Here is an 18,758-nt window from a genome sequence, read left to right as displayed (position 1 = left end):
GGCGGGGGCACCTGGCCTAGCTGGAATAGACCTCGAACTCGCTGAGCTGACCTGCTGGCCAACCGGTGTTGCCGGTGACGGTCAGCCGCAGGTACCGCTGGCTGGTCGCCGTGAAGGTCACGGTGACCGTGTTGCCGCTGCCCGGGTTGAAGGTGTAGCCGGCGGACGCCTTCACTGTGGCGAACGTCGAGCCGTTGGTGGAGCCGAGCACCGCCAGTGTCTGGGTGCGCGTCTGCCAGGCCGATGACGGTGGGAGTTTCAGCACGACCCGGGACACCGTCCGGTTGGTGCCCAGGTCCACGGTCAGCGACTGCGGGAAGGCGTTGTTGGCGCTCTCCCAGTAGGTGTTCGGGCTGCCGTCCACAGTGTTGGCGGCGGCGTACACGTCGGAGTGGCTGGTCTCGGTCACCGGCCGCCCGGCCGCCAGGTTGCCGGTGGGCGGCGGGGTGGTCGGGGGCGGCGTGGTCGGGGGCGGTGTGGTGGGCGGCGGCGTGGTGGGGGTGCCGCCGTACACCTCGACCTCGGAGAGTTGCGCGGCCGGCCAGCCGGTGTTGCCGGTGACGGTCACCCGGATGTAGCGGCGGTCGCCGGAGGGCAGCCCGATCGACACGGCGTTGCCGGCGCCCGGGTCGAAGACCCGACCGGCGGACGACGCCAGCGTGGCGTACGACGATCCGTCGGTGGAGCCGAGGACCGACACCGTCTGGGTACGGCGTTCCCAGCCGGCGGGCAGCTTTAGCACCACCCGGTCGACGGATCGGGCCGAGCCCAGGTCGACGGTGACCGACTGGGGGAACGCGTTGTTGGCGCTCTCCCAGTAGCTGGCCGCGTTGCCGTCCACCGCGTTGCCCGCCGTGTAGCTCTGGTTGGTGCTGGTCGCTGTCGCCGGCCGGTTCAGGGCGAGGTTTCCGCTGGTGGGAGGCGGGGTCGTCGGGGGCGGGGTCGTCGGGGGCGGAGTGGTGGGCGGCGGGGTGGTGGGCCCACCGCCCCACTGCGGGTTCGGCCACGGACCGCAGTACGGGGTGGGCGTGTACCAGCCGGAGTTGCCGCTGCCCTGGGTGATCTGGAAGCCACCGCCCACGCAGTTGTGCATCGGGTTGCTCTGCGCGATGTTGGTGGCACGAACGTTGGTGAACGACACCTGACTGGGTGCCTGCACCTGGAGCGCGTACGTGCCGGCGCCGTCGATCCGCACGTTGCTCAGGTTGATGCCGCTGGTCTGGCCCTCGATCCAGTGCAGCGCGGCGTACGAGCTGTCCAGGATGTCGGTGTCGGTGATGTTGATGGTGGCCTGCTGGAACGATTCGTTGAGTGCGGAGAACCAGATCGCCCCGACACCGAAGTTCCAGTTGTAGTCCGAGTTGCCGTTACGGATCAACGTGTTCCGGGCGATCGTCCAGGTGCCCCGGACCGCGGTGTCGCCCTGCACACCCGGGTAGCGGTTGGCCACGTGGATGCCGCCGCCGTTGGTCAGCGAGTCGGCCGTCACGTTGTCGGTGATCTTGATGTCCCGACCGCCGTAGCTGACCAGGTGGTTCGCCAGCAGGGTCACACCGATGGTGTTGTGGGTGAAGGAGTTGTTGACGTTCGGCACGCTCTGCGCCCACATGGCCAACGCGTCGTCGCCGGTGTTGCGCACGAACGTGTTGGTCACCGTCGAGTTGGTCACGCCGGTGTGGAAGTTCACCCCGTCCGCGGTCTGGTCCAGGATCCGGCTGTTGCGGATGGTGAAGTTGTCCATCGGGCCGTCCATCCACGCCCCGACCTTGGTGTTCTCCAGCCAGAGGTTGTCGACCACCGAGTTGGTCATCGCCCCGCCCAGGGCGTTGACCTGGTCGTCGTCGATCCGCTCGCGGATGTCGCCGATGATGGCGAAGTCCCGCAGCGTGACGTTGCGGCTCGGCCCGTTCGCCTCGTGCGTGCGGACCGGCCCGGTGTAGCCGCCACCGGGCACGTACTTGCCGTAGATGCCGACGGACCTGTTCCGGTCGGTGGGGTGCCGGCCACCGAGCACCGAATACCAGGGCCCGGCACCACGCAGTGTCACCCCGTCGACCACCACGTGATCCCAGAGGGTGAAGGTCCCGGTCGGGATCCAGACGGCCCTGCCCTGGGCCTTGCCGGCGTCGACCGCCGCCTGGAACCTGGCGGTCGAGTCGGTCCCACCGCTCGGGTCGGCGCCGAAGTCGGTGACCACGTCGAGCACACCGGCGGGCTTCGTGATCGCGGGCGCGACCAGCTCGAAGTCGGCCAGGTCGATGGTGAACGTGGGCGACTGGGCGGTCGAGGAGACCTGGAAGCGGATCTTCGTGCCGGCCGGCTGGGTACTGCCGAACATCGCCCGGGTCTCGTCGTAGAAGTGGTGCGGGTTGGTGTCACCCGGGTTGTTGTTGAACGGGTATCCGCCGTAGTACCAGCCGTACCTCGACGTCACCGGGACCGACTTCAGCAGCGACCCGTTGGCCCGCAGGTCGATGGTGGCGTCCCGGCCGGTGCCGGACGGGCTGTCGGGCAGGCTGTACCGGAAGGTGACCGCGTTGGCCGGCGCAGTGAGAGTGAACTCGACGTACTCGCCGACGGCGTCGAGGGTGACCGCCTCCCGGCCGGACGCCTCGGACGGCAGCGTGCCGTAGCGCCGGTCCGGGCCGATCCTCGAGCCGTTGTGGGCGGCCTCCTCCGCCTCCTGCTCGATGAACGGGGCGGTGGCGCCTCGATTGGGGATGTCGAAGGGGGACAGTCCGGCTGCCGAGGCCGGCGTTGCGGTGCCGGTGACCGCGAGAGCGGTCACCGTTGTGGCGGCGAGCAGGGTGGCGGCAATGGCGGCCAGCCCTGCCCGGGTCGGGTGTCGGTGGTGCGGGGTGCCGGTGGTGTGGTTGGCCATGAGCTGCGCTCTCCCTTTCGTCAGGCAGGCCAGATCCCCCCGTGTCGGTGCGGCGTGGCGCGTCTCCCCCTCGTTTCTCCTTTCCTTTGGTGGCGTGGTGCCGGCGGCCGGGACGGGCCGCCGGCACCACGGCGAGCAGAGTCAGGTCAGGCCGGGCCGTCCGCCCCTCGCGGCCCGTCGGTGGATTCGGTGGTACGCAGCCAGACCGCTGTGTCGGACGGCAGCAACCCGTCGTCGAGTGGCCCGCTGGCCAGCAGCAAGCGCCCCCGGGCCGGCATCGGGACCGGCGTGTCGGACAGGTTGACGAGGCAGGTGAAGCCACCGCCACGGCTGAAGGCGAGCACCCCGTCCGGGGCGGGCAGCCAGGTCAGCTCACCGTCACCGAGCGCCGGGTCGGCCTTTCGAGCCCGGATCGCCGCCCGGTACAGCTCCAGCATCGAGGCGGAGTCGCCGGTCTGTGCACTGGCCGTCCGGTCCTTCCAGTCGGCAGGCTGGGGCAGCCAGGGCGCTGCGGCACCGGCGGGGCTGAACTCGAAGGGCGGCTCGTCCCCGGCCCACGGCAGCGGCACGCGGCAGCCGTCCCGACCCGGGTCGATCCGGCCGGACCGTTCCCACATCGGGTCCTGACGCAACGCGTACGGGATGTCCTCGACCTCGTAGAGGCCCAGTTCCTCGCCCTGGTAGACGTAGGCGGCGCCGGGCAGTGACAGCGAGAGCAGCGCGGCGGCGCGGGCCCGGCGGGTGCCCAGCTCAAGGTCGGTGGGGGTGCCCTCGCGCTTGGCGGCGAAGCTGAACCGGGTGTCCGCCCGACCGTAGCGGGTGACGTGTCGGGTGACGTCGTGGTTCGAGAGCACCCAGGTGGCTGGCGCGCCGACCGGCGCGTGCGCGCTCAGCGTCCCGTCGATGCTCTCCCGCAGCGCCGAGGCGTCCCAGGCGCAGCCGAGGAAGTCGAAGTTGAACGCGGCGTGCAGCTCGTCCGGGCGCAGGTAGTTGGCGAACCGCTGCCGGTCCGGCAGCCACACCTCACCGATCAGGGCCCGCTCGCCGGGGTAGGAGTCGGCGACCCGCCGCCAGCCCCGGTAGATGTCGTGCACCCCGTCGAGGTCGTGGAAGGGGTGCGGGTGGTCCGGTCGGACCTCGGGCAGCTCCCCGTCCTTGACCAGGAGCCCGGCCGAGTCGATCCGGATGCCGTCCACGCCCCGGTCGAACCAGAACCGCAGGATGTCCTCGAATTCCGCGCGTACCCGGGGGTGGTCCCAGTTGAAGTCCGGCTGCTGCGGGGCGAACAGGTGCAGGTACCAGTCACCGGGGGTGCCGTCCGGGTTGGTGGTGCGGGTCCAGGTCTCGCCGCCGAACTCGCCGATCCAGTCGGTGGGCCGATGGTCGCCGTTCGGGCCCCGGCCCGGCCGGAACCAGAACAGGTCCCGCTCGGGCGCGCCGGGCCCGCCGGCGAGCGCCGCCTGGAACCAGGGGTGCGCGTCGGAGCAGTGGTTCGGCACCACGTCGACGATGGTCCGGATGCCCAGCGCGTGTGCCTCGGCGATCAGCGCCTCCGCCTCGGCCAGGCTGCCGAAGACGGGGTCGATGTCGCGGTAGTCGGACACGTCGTAGCCGGCGTCGGCCATCGGCGAGGGATACCAGGGACTGAACCAGATCGCGTCGACGCCGAGCGCGGACAGGTGGTTCAGCCGGGACCGGATGCCGGCGATGTCACCGATGCCGTCGCCGTTACCGTCGGCGAAGCTCCGGGGATACACCTGGTAGATCACGGCTCCACGCCACCACGGACTTCTGTCAGCTGTGGACACGAGCACCTGCTTTCTGCGTCAGTACGTCGGCGTGTTCGCCGGACCTAGATATGTGTCGGACGAACGGGCGTTGTTCGCCGCGCGGGAGGATGCGCTGGTGGCTATCCCTTGATGCTGCCCGTGGTCAGACCGGACATGATGTTCCGCTGGAAGATCAGGAAGATGATGACAGTCGGGATCGCGGCGATGACCGACGCGGCGATCACCACGTTCATCGGTGTGCCGCCGGCGAAGGTGTAGATGCCGACGCTGACCGTCCGGGTCTCGGGCGAGGGCATGACCAGCTTCGGCCAGAGGAAGTCCTTCCACACCGCCGTCACCGCGAAGATCGACACGACGCCGAGGATGGGGCGCGACAGCGGCAGGATGATCGACCAGAGCGTGCGCAGCGACGACGCCCCGTCCATGAGGGCCGCCGCCATCAGCTCCTCGGGAATCGAGTCGAAGAACCGCTTCAGCAGGAAGATGTTGAACGCGTTGGCGACCATCGGCAGCCAGATCGCGAACGGCGAGTCCAGCAGGTTGATGTGCAGGATCGGCAGGTCCAGCACTGTCACGTACTGCGGGACGATGAGGACCATCGCCGGGATCATCAGAGTTCCCAGCATCAGGGCGAGGATCGTGTTGCCGAAGATCGGTCGGAGCTTGGACAGCGAGTACGCTGCCGCGCTGTCGAAGACCAGTTGGAACAGCACCGCGCCGATGGCGTAGTAGAACGTGTTGAACAGCAGCTTGGCGAGGGCCAGGTTGTTCCACGCGTCGATGTAGTTCTGCGGCTGGGGATCCTTCGGGAACAGCGAGGGTGGGGTCTGCGCGATCTCCTGGCCGGACTTGAGCGCGCCGGTGACCATCCAGTAGAGCGGCCCGAGGAAGACGAGCGTGAACCCCGCCACGACGACGATCAGCAGCGTCCAGTAGATGACTTTGCCGCGCCCCCGGCTGAGCTGGGAGTGGGAGATGAGGGTCCGGGTTCCGGAATCCTGTGCCATTCCTCGCCGTCCTAGTCCTGTTTCGCAGTCAGCCGCACGTACACGGCGGAGAAGCCGGCCAGCACCACGAGCATGATCACGCCCAGGGCGGCGGCGCCGTTGAGGTCGTTCTGGAAGAACCCGTGCTGGTAGATGAGGTACGCCACCGAGGTCGCCGAGTCCTCCGCGCCCGCGCCGTTGGCCAGGATCAAGGGCTCGATGAAGAGCTGCATCGTGGCGACGATCTGCAACATCGCCAGGAGCGCGAGGATCAGCCGGGTCTGCGGGATCGTCACGTGGCGGATCCGGCGCCAGATCCCGGCGCCGTCGAGTTCAGCCGCCTCGTACAACTCGCCGGGGATGTTCTGCAACGACGCCAGGTAGATCAGCACGGCGCCGCCCATGTTCATCCAGGTCGACGCGACCACCATCGCCGGCATCGTCATCTCGGGCGACTGCATCCACTGCGAGGTGGGCAGGTGCAGCGCCTTGAGGATCGCGTTGAAGAGCCCGGCCTCACTGGGGTCGTACGCGTAGAACTTGAAGAGGAACAGCGCCGAGGCCGGCGGCAGCATCACCGGCAGGTAGACCAGGATCCGCAGGTAGCCCTTGGCGTGGCGGAACTCGTTGAGCAGGATCGCCACGAAGAACGGCACCGCGTACCCGAGGACGAGCGCGAGCACCGTGAAGTAGAAGGTGTTCTGCCAGGCCGTCCAGAAGCTGGGGTCGGCGATGATGCGGGAGTAGTTGTCCCAACCCACCCAGGTGGTCTCGCCGCGCCGGGTCCGCTGGAAGCTCATGACGATGCCGCGGACCATCGGGTACCAGGAGAAGACGACGAAGCAGAGCACCGCGCCGATCAGGAACGCGTGCCCGGTGAGGTTGTCCCGTACCTTTCGGCCGAGGCTCGTACGCTGCGGCCTCGCCGAGTACGGCGACGGCGGGCGGCCCGGTTTCCTGGGGGTCTCCGGGACGGTGGTGATCGCCAAGGCAACTCCTGGGTGAGTCGGTGACGTCGACGATGCGGCGCGGGTGGTGTGGGGGCCGGGTCGGCGTACCGGCCCCCACACCCTCAGGTCAGCTCTCCGCGGTGAGGAGCTGGTTGACCTTCTCCTCGGCGGTCTTGAGCAGGGCGTCGATGTTCGAGTTCGGGTTGGTCAGCACACCGGACATCGCGGCGTCGAGCACCGCGTAGATCGCCTGTGCGTTGCGCGGCTCGCCCTTGATCGGCACCGGGGTCGCCTCGAAGAGAGCGAAGTTGGTGGTGTCGACGTTCGCGTTCGCCTTGCGCAGCTCGAGCTCCTGCTTCTGCGCGTCGCTGCCGTTGGCGAAGAGCAGCGGCTGGGGCAGACCCACCGGGTAGTTCTGCGGCTTGGCCCGGACGTAGTCGAACTGACCCTTGCCCGGGGTGAGCTTCTGGTACGCGATCCACTTCAGGCCGGCCTTGACCTGCTCGGGGGTAAGGTCCTTCTTGAAGAAGTAGCCCTCGCCACCACCGAGCGTCCCCTTCGCCGCGCCATCCTGGCCGGGCAGCGGGGCCATCGCCCAGTCCTGGAACTTGCCCTGGAACTGGCTGACGATCGCCTGGGTGGCGTCCGGCGCGCCGATGAACATGCCGACCTTGCCCGCGCCGGCGTTGGTCAGCAGATCGCCCCACTGGAGCAGCTGACGGGCGCCCATGCTGTTGTCGCCGTACCGCATGTCCTTGATGTTCTGCAGGACCTGCTTACCCATGGCGTTGTTGAAGTCGGCCTTCTTGCCGTCCGGGGTCAGCACCTGGCCGCCCTGCGAGTAGAGCAGGGAGGTGAAGTGCCAGCCGCCGGTGTTGCCGGCGCTGTACTCCGAGTAGCCCGCGATGCCGTTGCCGAGTGCGGAGATCTTCTTGGCGGCGGCCCGGACGTCGGCCCAGGTCTTCGGCGGGTTGTTGACGTCGAGCCCGGCCTGCTGGAACAGGACCTTGTTGTAGACCAGACCCATCGAGTAGTTCTTCACCGGAACGGCGTAGAGCTTGCCGCCGTCGGTGAAGACGCCCTTGAGTGCCGGGTCGACGCTGTCCCAGGTGGGGATCGTGTCCTTGCTGACCTGGGAGGTGATGTCCATGGCCTGACCGGAGTCGAGCACCTGCTGGAGATCGGTCATGTATCCGTAGAACACGTCAGTGACGGTGCCGCCGGCGAGGCGGGCGGTGAAGTCCGGCGGGTTGTTGCACTGCTCACCGACGCTGACGCTCTTGATGACGATGTCCGGGTTCTGCTTCTGGAACTCGGCGACGTCGTCGTTCCAGTTCTTCAGCAGCTCTTTCTGCGCACCGACCGGCTGGCAGTCGACAGTGATGGTGACCTTGCCGCCTGCGGTCGCGTCCTTGTCGTCACTCTTCGTGGAGCATGCCGTGAGGCTGAGCCCCAGGCCGGCCACGAGCGCAACCGCCGCAGCCTTTCGGTATTGCGGTACGGACATCTGTCCATCCCTTCGGGAACGGGTGTCTCCAATGACCTTCGCTGATCTGCGGTGATGCGACCTGACGCCCAGTAGCTGCGTCGGAGCCAGGTGTGAGTGGAGTCACTGTAGCGAGGGGGACTCATTTCGGCAAGGTATCGACCCTGTTCCGAAAGGACACGACGTGATTACGGCAGATGTTGGCAAGCGCTTGAAAGCAGCCAGATATGCGGGCTTTTGGTCCCTTATGGCGGGTCATTCGGCGAGATCGATGCCGCTCCCGATGGGCAACGACGAAAAGGGCCGCCGACCGCATGGAGCGGTCGACGGCCGGAGCGTCGTCTGGAGCGGTGCCTAGCGACCCGGGGCGGGCGCGGTGGAACCCCGCACCACCAGCTCGGGCTCGAACAGCAACTCGTCGTGCAGGACGCCGGCGCCTTCGATCTGGGTGACCAGCAGATCCACTGCGGCCTGCCCCATCGTCTCGATCGGCTGCCGGACCGTGGTCAACGGCGGGTCGGTGCAGGTCATGAACGCGGAGTCGTCGTAGCCCACCACCGACACGTCGGCCGGCACCGAGCGACCCAGCCGCCGGGCCGCACGGATCGTGCCCAACGCGAGCACGTCGCTGGCGCAGATGATGCCGGTCACACCACGCTCGACCAGTTTCGTCGCGGCGACCCGCGCGCCCTCCATGGAGAAGCTGGAACGCTCGACGCACTCGGCGTCACCCTCGTCCCAGCCGGCGGCCCGGATCATCGCGTCCAGTTTGCGTCGGGACGGCACATGCCCCTCCGGGCCGAGCACCATCCCGATCCGTTCGTGCCCGAGCGAGCGCAGGTGCCCGTACGCCTGCTCCACCGCCACCGCGTCGTCAGTGGAGACCCGGGGGAAGCCCAGCTCGGCCACGCCTGCGTTGACCAGAACGACCGGAAGACCCCGATCGGTCAGCCGACGGTAGTGGTCGTGTCGGGCGTCGGCGAGCGCGTACGAACCACCCGCGAAGATCACGCCGGAGACCTGGTGGTCGAGCAGCATCTCCACGTAGTCCATCTCGGAGACACCGCCGATGGTGCGGGCACAGAGGGCGGGGGTGTAGCCGCGCTGCGCGAGAGTCCCGGTGACGACCTCGGCCAGCGCCGGGAAGATCGGGTTCTGCAACTCGGGCAGCACCAGCCCGACCAACCGGGCGCGCTCGCCGCGCAGTTTGGTCGGCCGCTCGTAACCGAGCACGTCCAGCGCGGTCAGCACGGCGGTGCGGGTCGTCTCGGAGACCCCGTCGCGGCCGTTGAGCACCCGGCTGACGGTGGCCTCGCTGACGCCTGCCTTCTTGGCAACTTCAGTCAACCGCTTGGTCACGGTCGCAATCGTACGTCACCAGGATGAAAGAAATGAACAGCAAAGTGCCCGTCGTTTGCTGGCTTGCTGCCGGATTCTTCCGACATCGACCACCGGGGCGGGCGTCAGGACAGGTCGCGCAACGCGGACTCGATGGCCCGGTGGAAGGTCGGGTACGCGTAGATCATGTGCCGGAGCTGGCTCAGTGGCACTGCCGCGTGCACCGCCACGACCAGCGCGGAGAGCACCTCGCCGCCGGCCGGACCGACCGAGGTCGCGCCGATCAGCACACCCTGGTCGGCGTCCGCGACGAGCTTGATGAAGCCGTCGTCACCGACCCGGTGGATCCAGCCGCGGGTCGAGCTGCCCAGCTTGGTGAAACCGACCTGCACGTTGATGCCACGCTCGCGCGCCTGCTGCTCGGTGAGCCCGACCGCTCCGACCTCGGGATCGGTGAAGGTCACCCGGGGCAGTGCGCGGTAGTCCGCTCGCGGGACCGTGCCGGCCGACCCACTCGACCCGCTGGCGGCCAGCGAGCTGGACGCGCCCATCGCACCGCCGACCACGCTGGAGGTCCCGCTGGCGTCCGCTCCCGCACTCGCCTGCCGGGCATGGGCCAGGATGTCGGCGATCACGATCCCGGCCTGGTACATGGCGATGTGCGTGAAGGCACCCTCGCCGGTGATGTCACCGACCGCCCAGACCTGGTCGGTGACGTGCAACCGGTCGTCGACCGGCAGGTAACGCTGGCTGGCGTCCAGGCCGATCGTGTCCAACCCCAGCTCGGTCAGGTGGGCCTTGCGCCCGGTCACCACCAGCAGACGGTCGGCGGTGAACGCCGAACCGCCGCTGCCGCGCAGTGTGAACCGGGTGCCGTCGTGCTCGACCCGCTCGGCGCGTACCCCGGTGTGGATCTCCACGCCGTCGGCGCGCAGCGCCGCGGCGGCGACCTCGGACGCCTCCGGCTCCTCGACGGCCAGCACCCGGTCGAGCGCCTCCACCACCGTGACCCGGACCCCGAAGCGGGCGAAGACCTGTGCCAGTTCCAGACCGATCGCGCCGCCGCCGAGCACCAGCAGCGACTCCGGCAACTCCTCGACCTCGATCGCCTGGTGGTTGGTCCAGTACGGAGTGTCGGCCAGGCCGTCGATCGGTGGCACCGACGGACGGGTCCCGGTGCCCAGCACGACCCCGTGCCGAGCCTGGAACACCTGGTCGCCGACGCGGACCCGGCCAGGGCCGTCGAGGCGGCCACTTCCCCGGACGAGCCGGCCGCCCAGGCCCGTGAACCGGTCGGCGGCAACCGTGTCGTCCCAGGTGTCGGTGGCCTCCTCGCGGATGCGTTTGGCCACCGGCGCCCAGTCCGGTTGGACCTGCGCCGTCCCGGCCAGCCCGTCGACCCGGCGCGCCTCGGCCAGGGCGTTGGCCGCCCTGATCATCATCTTGCTCGGGATGCAACCCCAGTAGGGGCACTCCCCGCCGACCAGATCCCGTTCGATGCCGACGACGCTCAGGCCGGCCTCGGCGAGCCGCTCGGCCACCTCCTCGCCGCCGACCCCGAGCCCGACCACGACCACATCCACCAGCTCCGGCTCTGCCACCCCGACAGCATCCCCCAGCGACACCAGCCCGACCACCAGGGTCGGAGAAAAGTCGGCACCCTCACCGGTCCGGGACGCCTACCGTGGCGGGATGCACGCACGCTTCGCACCGGTCCGGGACTGCTTCCACGACCTGCTCACCTCCGGCCGGGAGACCGGTGCCGGCCTGGTCATCTGGTACGACGGTCAGCCCGTCGTCGACCTGATCGGCGGAACCCGGACGGCTGCCGGGTCGGACGGCGAGCCGTGGCGGCCGGACACGCTCGTCAACGTCTACTCGGTCGGCAAGCCCGTGGCCGCGCTCTGCCTGCTGATGCTCGTCGACCGGGGGCAGGTGGACCTCGACGCACCCGTCGACCGGTACTGGCCGGAGTTCCGCACACCCGCCACCGTGCGTCAGGTGTTGTCGCACACCGCCGGGCTGCCGGCCTTTCCGGTACCCCGACCGGCCACCGCGATCGCCGACTGGACGCTCCTCACCAGCGACCTGGCCGCCGCCGACCCCGAGTGGTCACCGGGCTCGGTGGCCGCGGAACACGCCTGGACGTACGGGCACCTGGTGGGCGAGGTGGTTCGCCGGGTCGACGGCCGGTCGGTGGGCCGGTTCCTGGCCGAGGAGATCGCCGACCGGTGGCAGCTCGACCTCGGCTTCGGGCTGACCGAGGCGGACCAGCGGCGCTGCGCCGACCTGCGCTACGGCGACCCGCAGTGGCCGGCCCGCAAGCTCGGTGAGCCGGGATCGCTGCGGGCGCGAGCGCTGGGCAACCCGGCCGGAGGGCTGGACCTGGCCGTGCTGAACAGCCCGCTCTGGCGTGCTGCGGAGATGCCCGCGGTCAACCTGCACGCCACCGCCTCCGGCCTGGCCCGGCTCTACGCCGGTCTGCTCGCCGGGGGTGTCCTGGACGGAGTCCGTCTGCTCAGCCCCGAGCTGTTGGCGGAGGCGACCCGGGTCCAGTACGACGGGCCGGACCTGCTGCTGGACCGCCAGGTCCGATGGACGCTGGGCATGCAGTGGGAGCCGGACGGCAGTTGGGGCATGGGCGGCATCGGCGGCAGCAGCGCGTGGGCCGACCCGGAGCGCGGCTACGCCTTCGGGTACGCCACGGGGCACCTCGCCGAGCACGACCGGGTGGACGAGCTGGTCGAGGTGCTGCACTCCTGCCTCTGATCAGCGCAGCCAGACGGGGTCGGTGCCCGGCACCGAGAGCGGCGGCGGATAGTCGAGCGTCTGGCGGAGCGCGTCGGGCAGTCGCCAAGGTTGGTGCACGGCCTTGCCCTGCACCTTCGCCAGCTCCGGCACCCACCGGCGCACGTAGTCGCCGTCCGGGTCGTACCGCTCGGCCTGCCGGACCGGGTTGAACCCCCGGTACGGCTTGGTGTCGTTGCCGGTGCCGGCGACCCACTGCCAGTTGCCGGAGTTGTTGGCCACGTCCCCGTCGAGCAGCCAGCGGAAGAAGACGGCCACCCCGGGCCGCCAGTCCTGCCCGAGGTGCTTGGTCAGGTAGCCGGCGGTGATCAGTCGTGCCCGGTTGTGCATCCAGCCCTGCGTACGCATCTGCCGCATCCCGGCGTCGACGATGGGCATGCCGGTCCGACCCTCGGCCCAGGCCGCCAACGCGTCGTCGTCGTAGCGCCACTGTTCGGTGGCGCCCCGCCGGTACGCCGACGTCGAGATCTCCGGGAAGGCCGTCGTGACCTGGTAGTAGAAGTCCCGCCAGCAGATCTGCCGGACGAACGGCCCGGACCGGTCCCCGGCCCGGTTGGCCACCGCCAGTGGGGACACGCAGCCGAACCGCAGGTACGGACTGAGCCGGGACGTGTCGTCGCCGGCCATGTCGTCGTGCTGATCGTCGTAGCGGTCCAGGTCGGGCAGCCAGTCGGTGAGCCGCTGCCGGGCAACCCGCTCGCCGCCGACCGCCGCGTCCGGTGAGTCCCCGGCCGGCGGCTTCGGCAGGCTGCCCACGCTCACCCCGCCGGGCAGCTCCACCCGGTGCGGCGCGGCCAACTCCGCACGCCACTGACTGGCCGCCCAGGCCCGGTGGTAGGGGCTGAACACCCGGTAGTGGTCGCCCCCGCCACCGGGCCGCAACGCGCCCGGCTCGACCACTGTCAGCCCGGGAAACAGTCGCAGGTGCAGCCGGTGCCGCTCACACTCCGCGCGCAGTCGTCGTTCGCGGCGCCGGGCGTAGTTGCTGACGTCGGCGGAGAGCGCGACGGCGGTGGCGTCGACCTCACCGGCCAACCGGATCGTCTCGGCCACCGGGTCGCCGTGGCGTACCACCAGGTCACCACCGCGCTCGCGCAGCTCGGCCCGCAGTTCGGCGAGCGCCTGGTGCAGAAACCGGGTGCGGTTGGCCGACAGGCCGGCCAGTGCCGGGTCGAGCACGTACAGCGGAACCACCCGGTCGAAGGCCGCGCAGGTGGTGGCCAGCGCCGGGTGGTCGTGCACCCGCAGGTCGCGGGTGAGGAGCACGATCGCGGTGCTTGCGGTCACCGGGTCTGCGGGTGGACCGTCGGCCCGGGGATGGTGACCGGCGTACCGGTCGAGGTGAGCAGAGCCCGTGCGGCCACCGCCATCCGTCGCCGCTGCGGCACCAGTGCCCGCCGGGTGAAGACGTCGTAGTCCTGCGCGGCCACCTCGTCGAGGATGCCGCCATACAACGCGTACGCGGTGCGCATGCAGGCCTGCGAGGCTGGCGCGAGCATGGTGATGCCCGGCGCGGCGGCGGCGTAGTGCGCCTGGGCGCGGGTCACCTCGTACTCGATCAGCTCGCGGGTCCGGTGCGTGCCGCGGCCCCGGGCGCAGGCCTCGGCCAGCTCCTCGCGGGTGACGCCGAACTTCGCCAGGTCCTCGTCCGGCAGGTAGGTGCGGCCCCGGTCGAGGTCCTCGGCGACGTCCCGGATGAAGTTGGTGAGTTGGAACGCGAAGCCGAGCTGCCGTGCCGGCTCCCGTGCCGCCACCGGGTCGGAGGTGCCCAGGATCGGCAGCATCATGGTGCCGATGACCGCCGCCGAGCCCTCCATGTAGTCGAGCAGGTGGTCGTACGTCGGGTACGAGGTGACGGTCAGGTCCATCGCCATGCTCTTCAGAAACGACGCAAAGTCGTCCCGGTCGAGGTCGAAGACGGCGATGGTGTGCAGCACGGCCGGCAGCAGCGGGTCGTCGACCGACGCACCGTGCAGGCCGGACACGAATCGGCTGGCCCAGTCGTCGAGGCGGGCGGCACGCTCGACCTGCGGCAGGTCCTCGGTGCGGTCGACGATCTCGTCGGCGTACCGAGTGAACCCGTAGAGGGCGTGGACATGTCGTCGTTTCCAAGCGGGGAGCAGCCGGGTGGCGAGATAGTAGGTGCGGCCGTGGCGTTTGTGCAGCTCACGGCACCGGTCATAGGCAGCGGTGAGATCAGTGTCCACCGGCCCTCCTTATTTTATCGACGCACCAATCGACGCAACTCGTAGCCTAGGGTACGCTCAGTCGCATGGCCAACGACGCAGTTGCGGGCAATGCGACCCGTGTGGCGCAGCGGGGGCCGGGGGACGGTGACGATCCGGTCCGCGCCGTTCTGGCCGCGTACACCCATGACCTGATCACCGCGGTCGACGAGACCCTGGCAACCTTCCTCACCGCCGAGGTCGACTCCCTCACCGAGATCGACATCTCGATGGGCCGCTTCGCCGCCACCGCGCGGGAAGCAGTCCTCGTGGGCGGCAAGCGGATCCGCTCCACGTTCGCCTACTGGGGGTGGCGCGGGGCGGTCGGCAGCACCGAGGCGCTACCACCCGTCCTGCCCGCGCTGGCCGCGCTGGAGCTGCTGCACACCTTCGCCCTGGTGCACGACGACGTGATGGACGCGTCCACCACCCGCCGGGGCCGGCCCACCGCACACGTCGCGATCGCCGAACAGCACATCGCCGCAGGCCACCGGGGTGATCCCCGCCGATTCGGCGAAGCCGTCGCCGTGCTCATCGGTGACCTCTGCATGGTCTGGGCCGACCGGTTGCTGGCCCAGGCCACAGTGCCGTCGGCCCGGCTGTTCGAAGTGCGGCGCTGCTATGACCAGATGCGGGTGGAGACGGTCGCCGGGCAATATCTCGACGTGCTCGGCGAGAACGACCCGGCGAGCTGGTCGGTCAACCGGGCGCTGCGGGTGGCCCGCTACAAGACCGCCAGCTACACCGTCCAGCGGCCACTGCTCTTCGGGGCCTGCCTGGCCGGCGTGCCCGTCGACGACGCGCTGGTCTCCGCGTACACCCGCTATGGCCTTGCCGTCGGCGAGGCGTTCCAGCTCCGCGACGACCTGCTCGGCGTCTACGGCGATCCCGCCGACACCGGCAAGCCGGCCGGCGACGACCTCCGCACCGGCAAGCCGACCACGCTGCTCATGCTGGCCCGGGAGCTGGCCACGCCAGCCCAGCTCCGGGCGATGGATCGGGCCGGCGACGGGCCGGTCGACCGGCTCGCCGAGCTGGTCGAGGAGACCGGCGCGGTGGCCCGGGTGGAGCGGATGATCGCCGAGCGGGTGAGTGACGCACTGGCCGCGCTCGACGCCGCACCAGTGGACCGGACGGCGCGGACCGCGCTGACCGGGCTGGCCACCGCCGCCACCAACCGGCGGGCCTGATGAGCGACTTTCTGGAAGAGGTGGTCACGTGCGGACGGTGACAGGACGGACGGACCGGGTGGTGGTCGTCGGGGCCGGGCTGGGCGGGCTCGCCTGCGCGCTGCACCTGGCCGGCAGCGGCCGGCAGGTGACAGTGCTGGAACGCGAGCCGGTGCCGGGTGGGCGGGCCGGCCGTCTCGGGGTCGACGGCTACGAGTTCGACACCGGCCCGACCGTGCTCACCATGCCCGACCTGATCGCCGAGGCGCTCGGCGCGGTCGGTGAGGAGCTGGACGACTGGCTCGACCTGACCCCGGTCGACCCTGCCTACCGGGCGTACTACCCGGACGGTTCCACCCTCGACGTGCTCACCGACACCACCAGGATGGCGGCGGAGATCTCCCGGGTCTGTGGGCCGCGCGAGGCCGACGGCTACCTGCGTTTCGTCGACTACGCGCGGGAGCTGTGGCGCCTGGAGCGCGCCGACTTCATCGAGCGCAACCTGGACGCGCCGACCGACCTGATCACCGGCAACCTCCTCAAGCTGCTCGCCAGCGGGGCCTTCCGGCGACTCCAGACGAAGATCAACCAATTCTTCCGGGACCCGCGTACCCAGCGGATCTTCTCCTTCCAGGCGATGTACGCCGGCCTCGCCCCGCACGACGCGCTGGCCATCTACACGGTCATCGCGTACCTGGACTCGGTGGCCGGGGTCTACTTCCCGCGCGGCGGCATCCACGCGGTCTCCAAGGCGATGGCCGGCGCGGCCGAGAAGCACGGCGTGCAGATCCGGTACGGCACCACGGTGACCCGGGTCGAAACCGCGAACGGCCGCGCCACCGGCGTGATCACCGCCGACGGCGAACTGGTGCCGGCGGACGTGGTGGTGCTCAACCCCGACCTGCCGGTCGCCTACCGGGACCTGCTCCCCGCCGCCCCGCAGCGCCGGCTCACCTACTCACCGTCCTGCGTCGTTCTGCACATCGGCTCCCGACAGGGATATGAAAAGATCGCCCATCACAACATCCACTTCGGACGAGCGTGGAAGGGCACCTTCGATGAGGTCATCCGGCGGGGTGAGCTGATGACCGACCCGTCGCTGCTGGTGACCAACCCGAGCCGGACCGACCCGTCGGTGGCCCCACCCGATCGGCACACCTACTACGTGCTGGCGCCCGTGCCCAACCTGCACCGGGCCCCGTTCGAGTGGCGCGGCGACCTGACCCGGCGCTACAGCGACCAGCTGATCGGCACCCTGGAGGAGCGCGGCTACGTCGGCTTCGGTGCCGGCGTCGAGGTGCTGCGGGCGATCACCCCGGCCGAGTGGGAGGACCAGGGCATGGCCGCGGGCACGCCGTTCGCCGCCGCCCACACCCTCTTCCAGACCGGCCCGTTCCGCCCGTCGAACCTGCACCGCAAACTGTCGAACGTGGTCTTCGTCGGCTCCGGGACCCAGCCCGGCGTCGGCGTACCGATGGTGCTCATCTCCGGCAAGCTCGCAGCCGGCCGGATCACCGGGGAAGGGCGATGAGCAGCCGCGAGGACCACCTCGTCGAGCTGGTCGACGAGAACGGCGAGGCCCACGGCGAGACGACCGTCGCGGCGGCGCACCAGGCTCCGGGGCAGTTGCACCGGGCCTTCTCGGTGCTGCTGGTCGACTCGGACGGCCAGGTGCTGCTCCAGCGGCGCGCCGCCGTCAAGACCCGGTTCCCGCTGCGCTGGGCCAACGCCTGCTGTGGCCACCCCCAGCCCGGCGAGTCCCTCGCCGAGGCGGCCAACCGGCGGCTACGCGAGGAGTTGGGCGCCGGCCCGGTCGAGCTGACCGAGGTCGGCGTCTACGTCTACTACGCCGAGGACCCGGCGACCGGTCGGGTCGAATTCGAGTACGACCACGTGCTGCGGGGCGATTTCCTGCCCGGGGCCCCGCTCCTGCCGGACCCGGACGAGGTCGCCGAGCTGCGGTGGGCCGATCCGACCGCGCTGGAAGCCGAGCTGGATCTCGACCCCCGGTCGTACGCGCCCTGGCTGGGCGGGGTGGTGAACCGGCTGCTGCACCCCTCGGGCCCCACGTCCGGCGCACCCGGCCTGGTCGTGACCCCGCCTGCTCTGTCGGCGGATGACTCGGCGGAGCGGTCGGGTGGTCGATGAGGCGCTGAGCGCGGGCGCGGTCGCACGCAGGTTGGGGGTCGCGGTGACGACCCTCCGCACGTGGCACCAGCGCTACGGGCTCGGGCCCAGTGAGCACATCCCCGGTCACCACCGCCGGTACACCCCGACCGACCTGGCCCGTCTCGAAATCATGCGACGGCTCACCGCCGAGGGGGTGAGCCCCGCCGAGGCGGCTCGCTGGGCTCGCCAGGCACCGGATCCGACACCCAACGGCACCGTCACCCCCGTCCGGATCCCCCCGTCCGGCCGCGACGGCGGTGGCACCATCCCGGTCGGCCGCGCCGGCCCGGCAGCCCGTGGTCTGGCCCGCGCCGCCATGCGGCTGGACGCGGCGGCGATCAGCGAGACGATCGCGCACGCCCTCGCCACCGTCGGGGTCGTCGCCACCTGGGAGGGTCTGCTGCGCCCGGTGCTAGCCGGCATCGGCGAACGCCACGCCGCCACCACCGGCCTGATCGAGGTGGAACACCTGGTGTCCCGCTGCGTCTCGGAGGCTCTGGCGGCGGCCAGTCGGGCCAAGGTTCCCACCGGGCCGGCCCGGATCCTGCTCTCCTGCGCCGACGAGGAGCAGCACACCCTGCCACTGGAGGCGTTGGCCGCCGCGCTCGCGGAGGCCGGGGTCAGTTACCGGATGCTCGGCGCCCGGGTGCCGGTGGCCGCTCTCGTGGAGGCGGTCAACCGGACCGGTCCGGCCGCCGTGGTGCTCTGGTCGCACACCCGGGCCACCGCCGATCCGTCCCAGCTCAGCGCGTTGCTCGCCGCACCCCGCCGCCCGTTGTTGGCGCTCGCCGCCGGCCCCGGCTGGCGCGCCGACACGCTGCCCGCCGGGGTGGTGCGGCCGGTCGACCTGGCCGAGGCGGTGTCGCTCGCCGTCGCGGTCCGTGACTCCCTGGACCAGTCGAGGCGTGACTGATCGCACTGTTGCCCGGTGATCGCGTGAACTACCGTCGGGCGGG

14 protein-coding genes are annotated in these 18,758 nt (G+C 70.4%); 5 read left to right on the top strand and 9 right to left on the bottom strand.

All coding sequences use genetic code 11. The features are described from left to right. Positions 1-16: 16 nt before the first annotated feature. The 7 genes from FBZ33_RS32205 to FBZ33_RS32175 form a co-directional block, all read right to left on the bottom strand. Positions 17-2,881 carry a discoidin domain-containing protein gene (locus FBZ33_RS32205; protein WP_141912192.1) on the bottom strand — a complete coding sequence of 955 codons (2,865 nt, stop codon included), beginning with the start codon at positions 2,879-2,881 and terminating at the stop codon, positions 17-19. 146 nt (positions 2,882-3,027) lie between these two features. Then, positions 3,028-4,650, bottom strand: a complete 1,623-nt coding sequence (locus FBZ33_RS32200; protein ID WP_255509090.1) for a glycoside hydrolase family 13 protein — start codon at positions 4,648-4,650, stop codon at positions 3,028-3,030. Between the two features lie 140 nt (positions 4,651-4,790). Further along, on the bottom strand, positions 4,791-5,678 hold the full coding sequence (locus FBZ33_RS32195; protein WP_088950972.1) for a carbohydrate ABC transporter permease: 888 nt from the start codon (positions 5,676-5,678) through the stop codon (positions 4,791-4,793). 11 nt (positions 5,679-5,689) lie between these two features. Next, positions 5,690-6,646, bottom strand: a complete 957-nt coding sequence (locus FBZ33_RS32190; protein ID WP_088950971.1) for a carbohydrate ABC transporter permease — start codon at positions 6,644-6,646, stop codon at positions 5,690-5,692. Positions 6,647-6,734: 88 nt separating this feature from the next. Then, positions 6,735-8,114, bottom strand: coding sequence for an ABC transporter substrate-binding protein (locus FBZ33_RS32185; protein WP_141912187.1), 1,380 nt, complete (start codon positions 8,112-8,114; stop codon positions 6,735-6,737). Positions 8,115-8,447: 333 nt separating this feature from the next. Continuing rightward, positions 8,448-9,452, bottom strand: coding sequence for a LacI family DNA-binding transcriptional regulator (locus FBZ33_RS32180; protein WP_088950969.1), 1,005 nt, complete (start codon positions 9,450-9,452; stop codon positions 8,448-8,450). A gap of 104 nt (positions 9,453-9,556) precedes the next feature. Then, complete coding sequence (locus tag FBZ33_RS32175) at positions 9,557-11,032, bottom strand: NAD(P)/FAD-dependent oxidoreductase (RefSeq protein ID WP_141912185.1); 1,476 nt, start codon at positions 11,030-11,032, stop codon at positions 9,557-9,559. Between the two features lie 91 nt (positions 11,033-11,123). On the opposite strand from FBZ33_RS32175, the gene FBZ33_RS32170 reads away from it, so the two are divergent. Further along, positions 11,124-12,200 (top strand): serine hydrolase, encoded by a 1,077-nt coding sequence (locus FBZ33_RS32170; RefSeq protein WP_141912182.1) that lies wholly within the window; start codon positions 11,124-11,126, stop codon positions 12,198-12,200. On the opposite strand, the gene FBZ33_RS32165 is transcribed toward FBZ33_RS32170, so the two are convergent. Then, positions 12,201-13,526: a deoxyribodipyrimidine photo-lyase gene (locus FBZ33_RS32165; protein WP_141912180.1), complete on the bottom strand. Its 1,326-nt coding sequence runs from the start codon at positions 13,524-13,526 to the stop codon at positions 12,201-12,203. It abuts the gene before it with no gap. Further along, on the bottom strand, positions 13,523-14,446 hold the full coding sequence (locus FBZ33_RS32160) for a phytoene/squalene synthase family protein (RefSeq protein ID WP_141912177.1): 924 nt from the start codon (positions 14,444-14,446) through the stop codon (positions 13,523-13,525). Before FBZ33_RS32160 ends, FBZ33_RS32165 begins: the two co-directional genes overlap by 4 nt. 65 nt (positions 14,447-14,511) lie before the next feature. Here FBZ33_RS32160 and FBZ33_RS32155 point away from each other — a divergent pair, with 65 nt between their 5' ends. The 4 genes from FBZ33_RS32155 to FBZ33_RS32140 are packed head-to-tail and all read left to right on the top strand — an operon-like array spanning position 14,512 to position 18,715. Continuing rightward, positions 14,512-15,654, top strand: a complete 1,143-nt coding sequence (locus FBZ33_RS32155; RefSeq protein WP_141912174.1) for a polyprenyl synthetase family protein — start codon at positions 14,512-14,514, stop codon at positions 15,652-15,654. Between the two features lie 28 nt (positions 15,655-15,682). Further along, positions 15,683-17,164 carry a phytoene desaturase family protein gene (gene crtI / locus FBZ33_RS32150; protein WP_141912171.1) on the top strand — a complete coding sequence of 494 codons (1,482 nt, stop codon included), beginning with the start codon at positions 15,683-15,685 and terminating at the stop codon, positions 17,162-17,164. After that, entirely contained in the window at positions 17,161-17,781 is a 621-nt protein-coding gene (idi, locus tag FBZ33_RS32145) for an isopentenyl-diphosphate Delta-isomerase (protein WP_141912170.1), read from the top strand. Before crtI ends, idi begins: the two co-directional genes overlap by 4 nt. Continuing rightward, positions 17,771-18,715: a MerR family transcriptional regulator gene (locus FBZ33_RS32140; protein ID WP_088950962.1), complete on the top strand. Its 945-nt coding sequence runs from the start codon at positions 17,771-17,773 to the stop codon at positions 18,713-18,715. The genes idi and FBZ33_RS32140 overlap by 11 nt, the downstream gene beginning before the upstream one ends. Positions 18,716-18,758: the final 43 nt, after the last annotated feature.

It is taken from the genome of Micromonospora sp. A202, from assembly GCF_006715105.1.
Taxonomy (GTDB): domain Bacteria; phylum Actinomycetota; class Actinomycetes; order Mycobacteriales; family Micromonosporaceae; genus Micromonospora; species Micromonospora zamorensis.
Note: the sequence above shows the minus strand (reverse complement) of the source record. Positions and strands in the feature narration are given on the sequence as shown.

Excerpts from the sequence above, each read along its gene's own strand:
- FBZ33_RS32185 (WP_141912187.1), bottom strand. The coding sequence starts at position 8,114 with ATGTCCGTACCGCAATACCGAAAGGCTGCGGCGGTTGCGCTCGTGGCC.
- FBZ33_RS32195 (WP_088950972.1), bottom strand. The coding sequence starts at position 5,678 with ATGGCACAGGATTCCGGAACCCGGACCCTCATCTCCCACTCCCAGCTC.
- idi (WP_141912170.1), top strand. The coding sequence starts at position 17,161 with ATGAGCAGCCGCGAGGACCACCTCGTCGAGCTGGTCGACGAGAACGGC.
- FBZ33_RS32205 (WP_141912192.1), bottom strand. The coding sequence starts at position 2,881 with ATGGCCAACCACACCACCGGCACCCCGCACCACCGACACCCGACCCGG.
- FBZ33_RS32155 (WP_141912174.1), top strand. The coding sequence starts at position 14,512 with ATGGCCAACGACGCAGTTGCGGGCAATGCGACCCGTGTGGCGCAGCGG.
- FBZ33_RS32170 (WP_141912182.1), top strand. The coding sequence starts at position 11,124 with ATGCACGCACGCTTCGCACCGGTCCGGGACTGCTTCCACGACCTGCTC.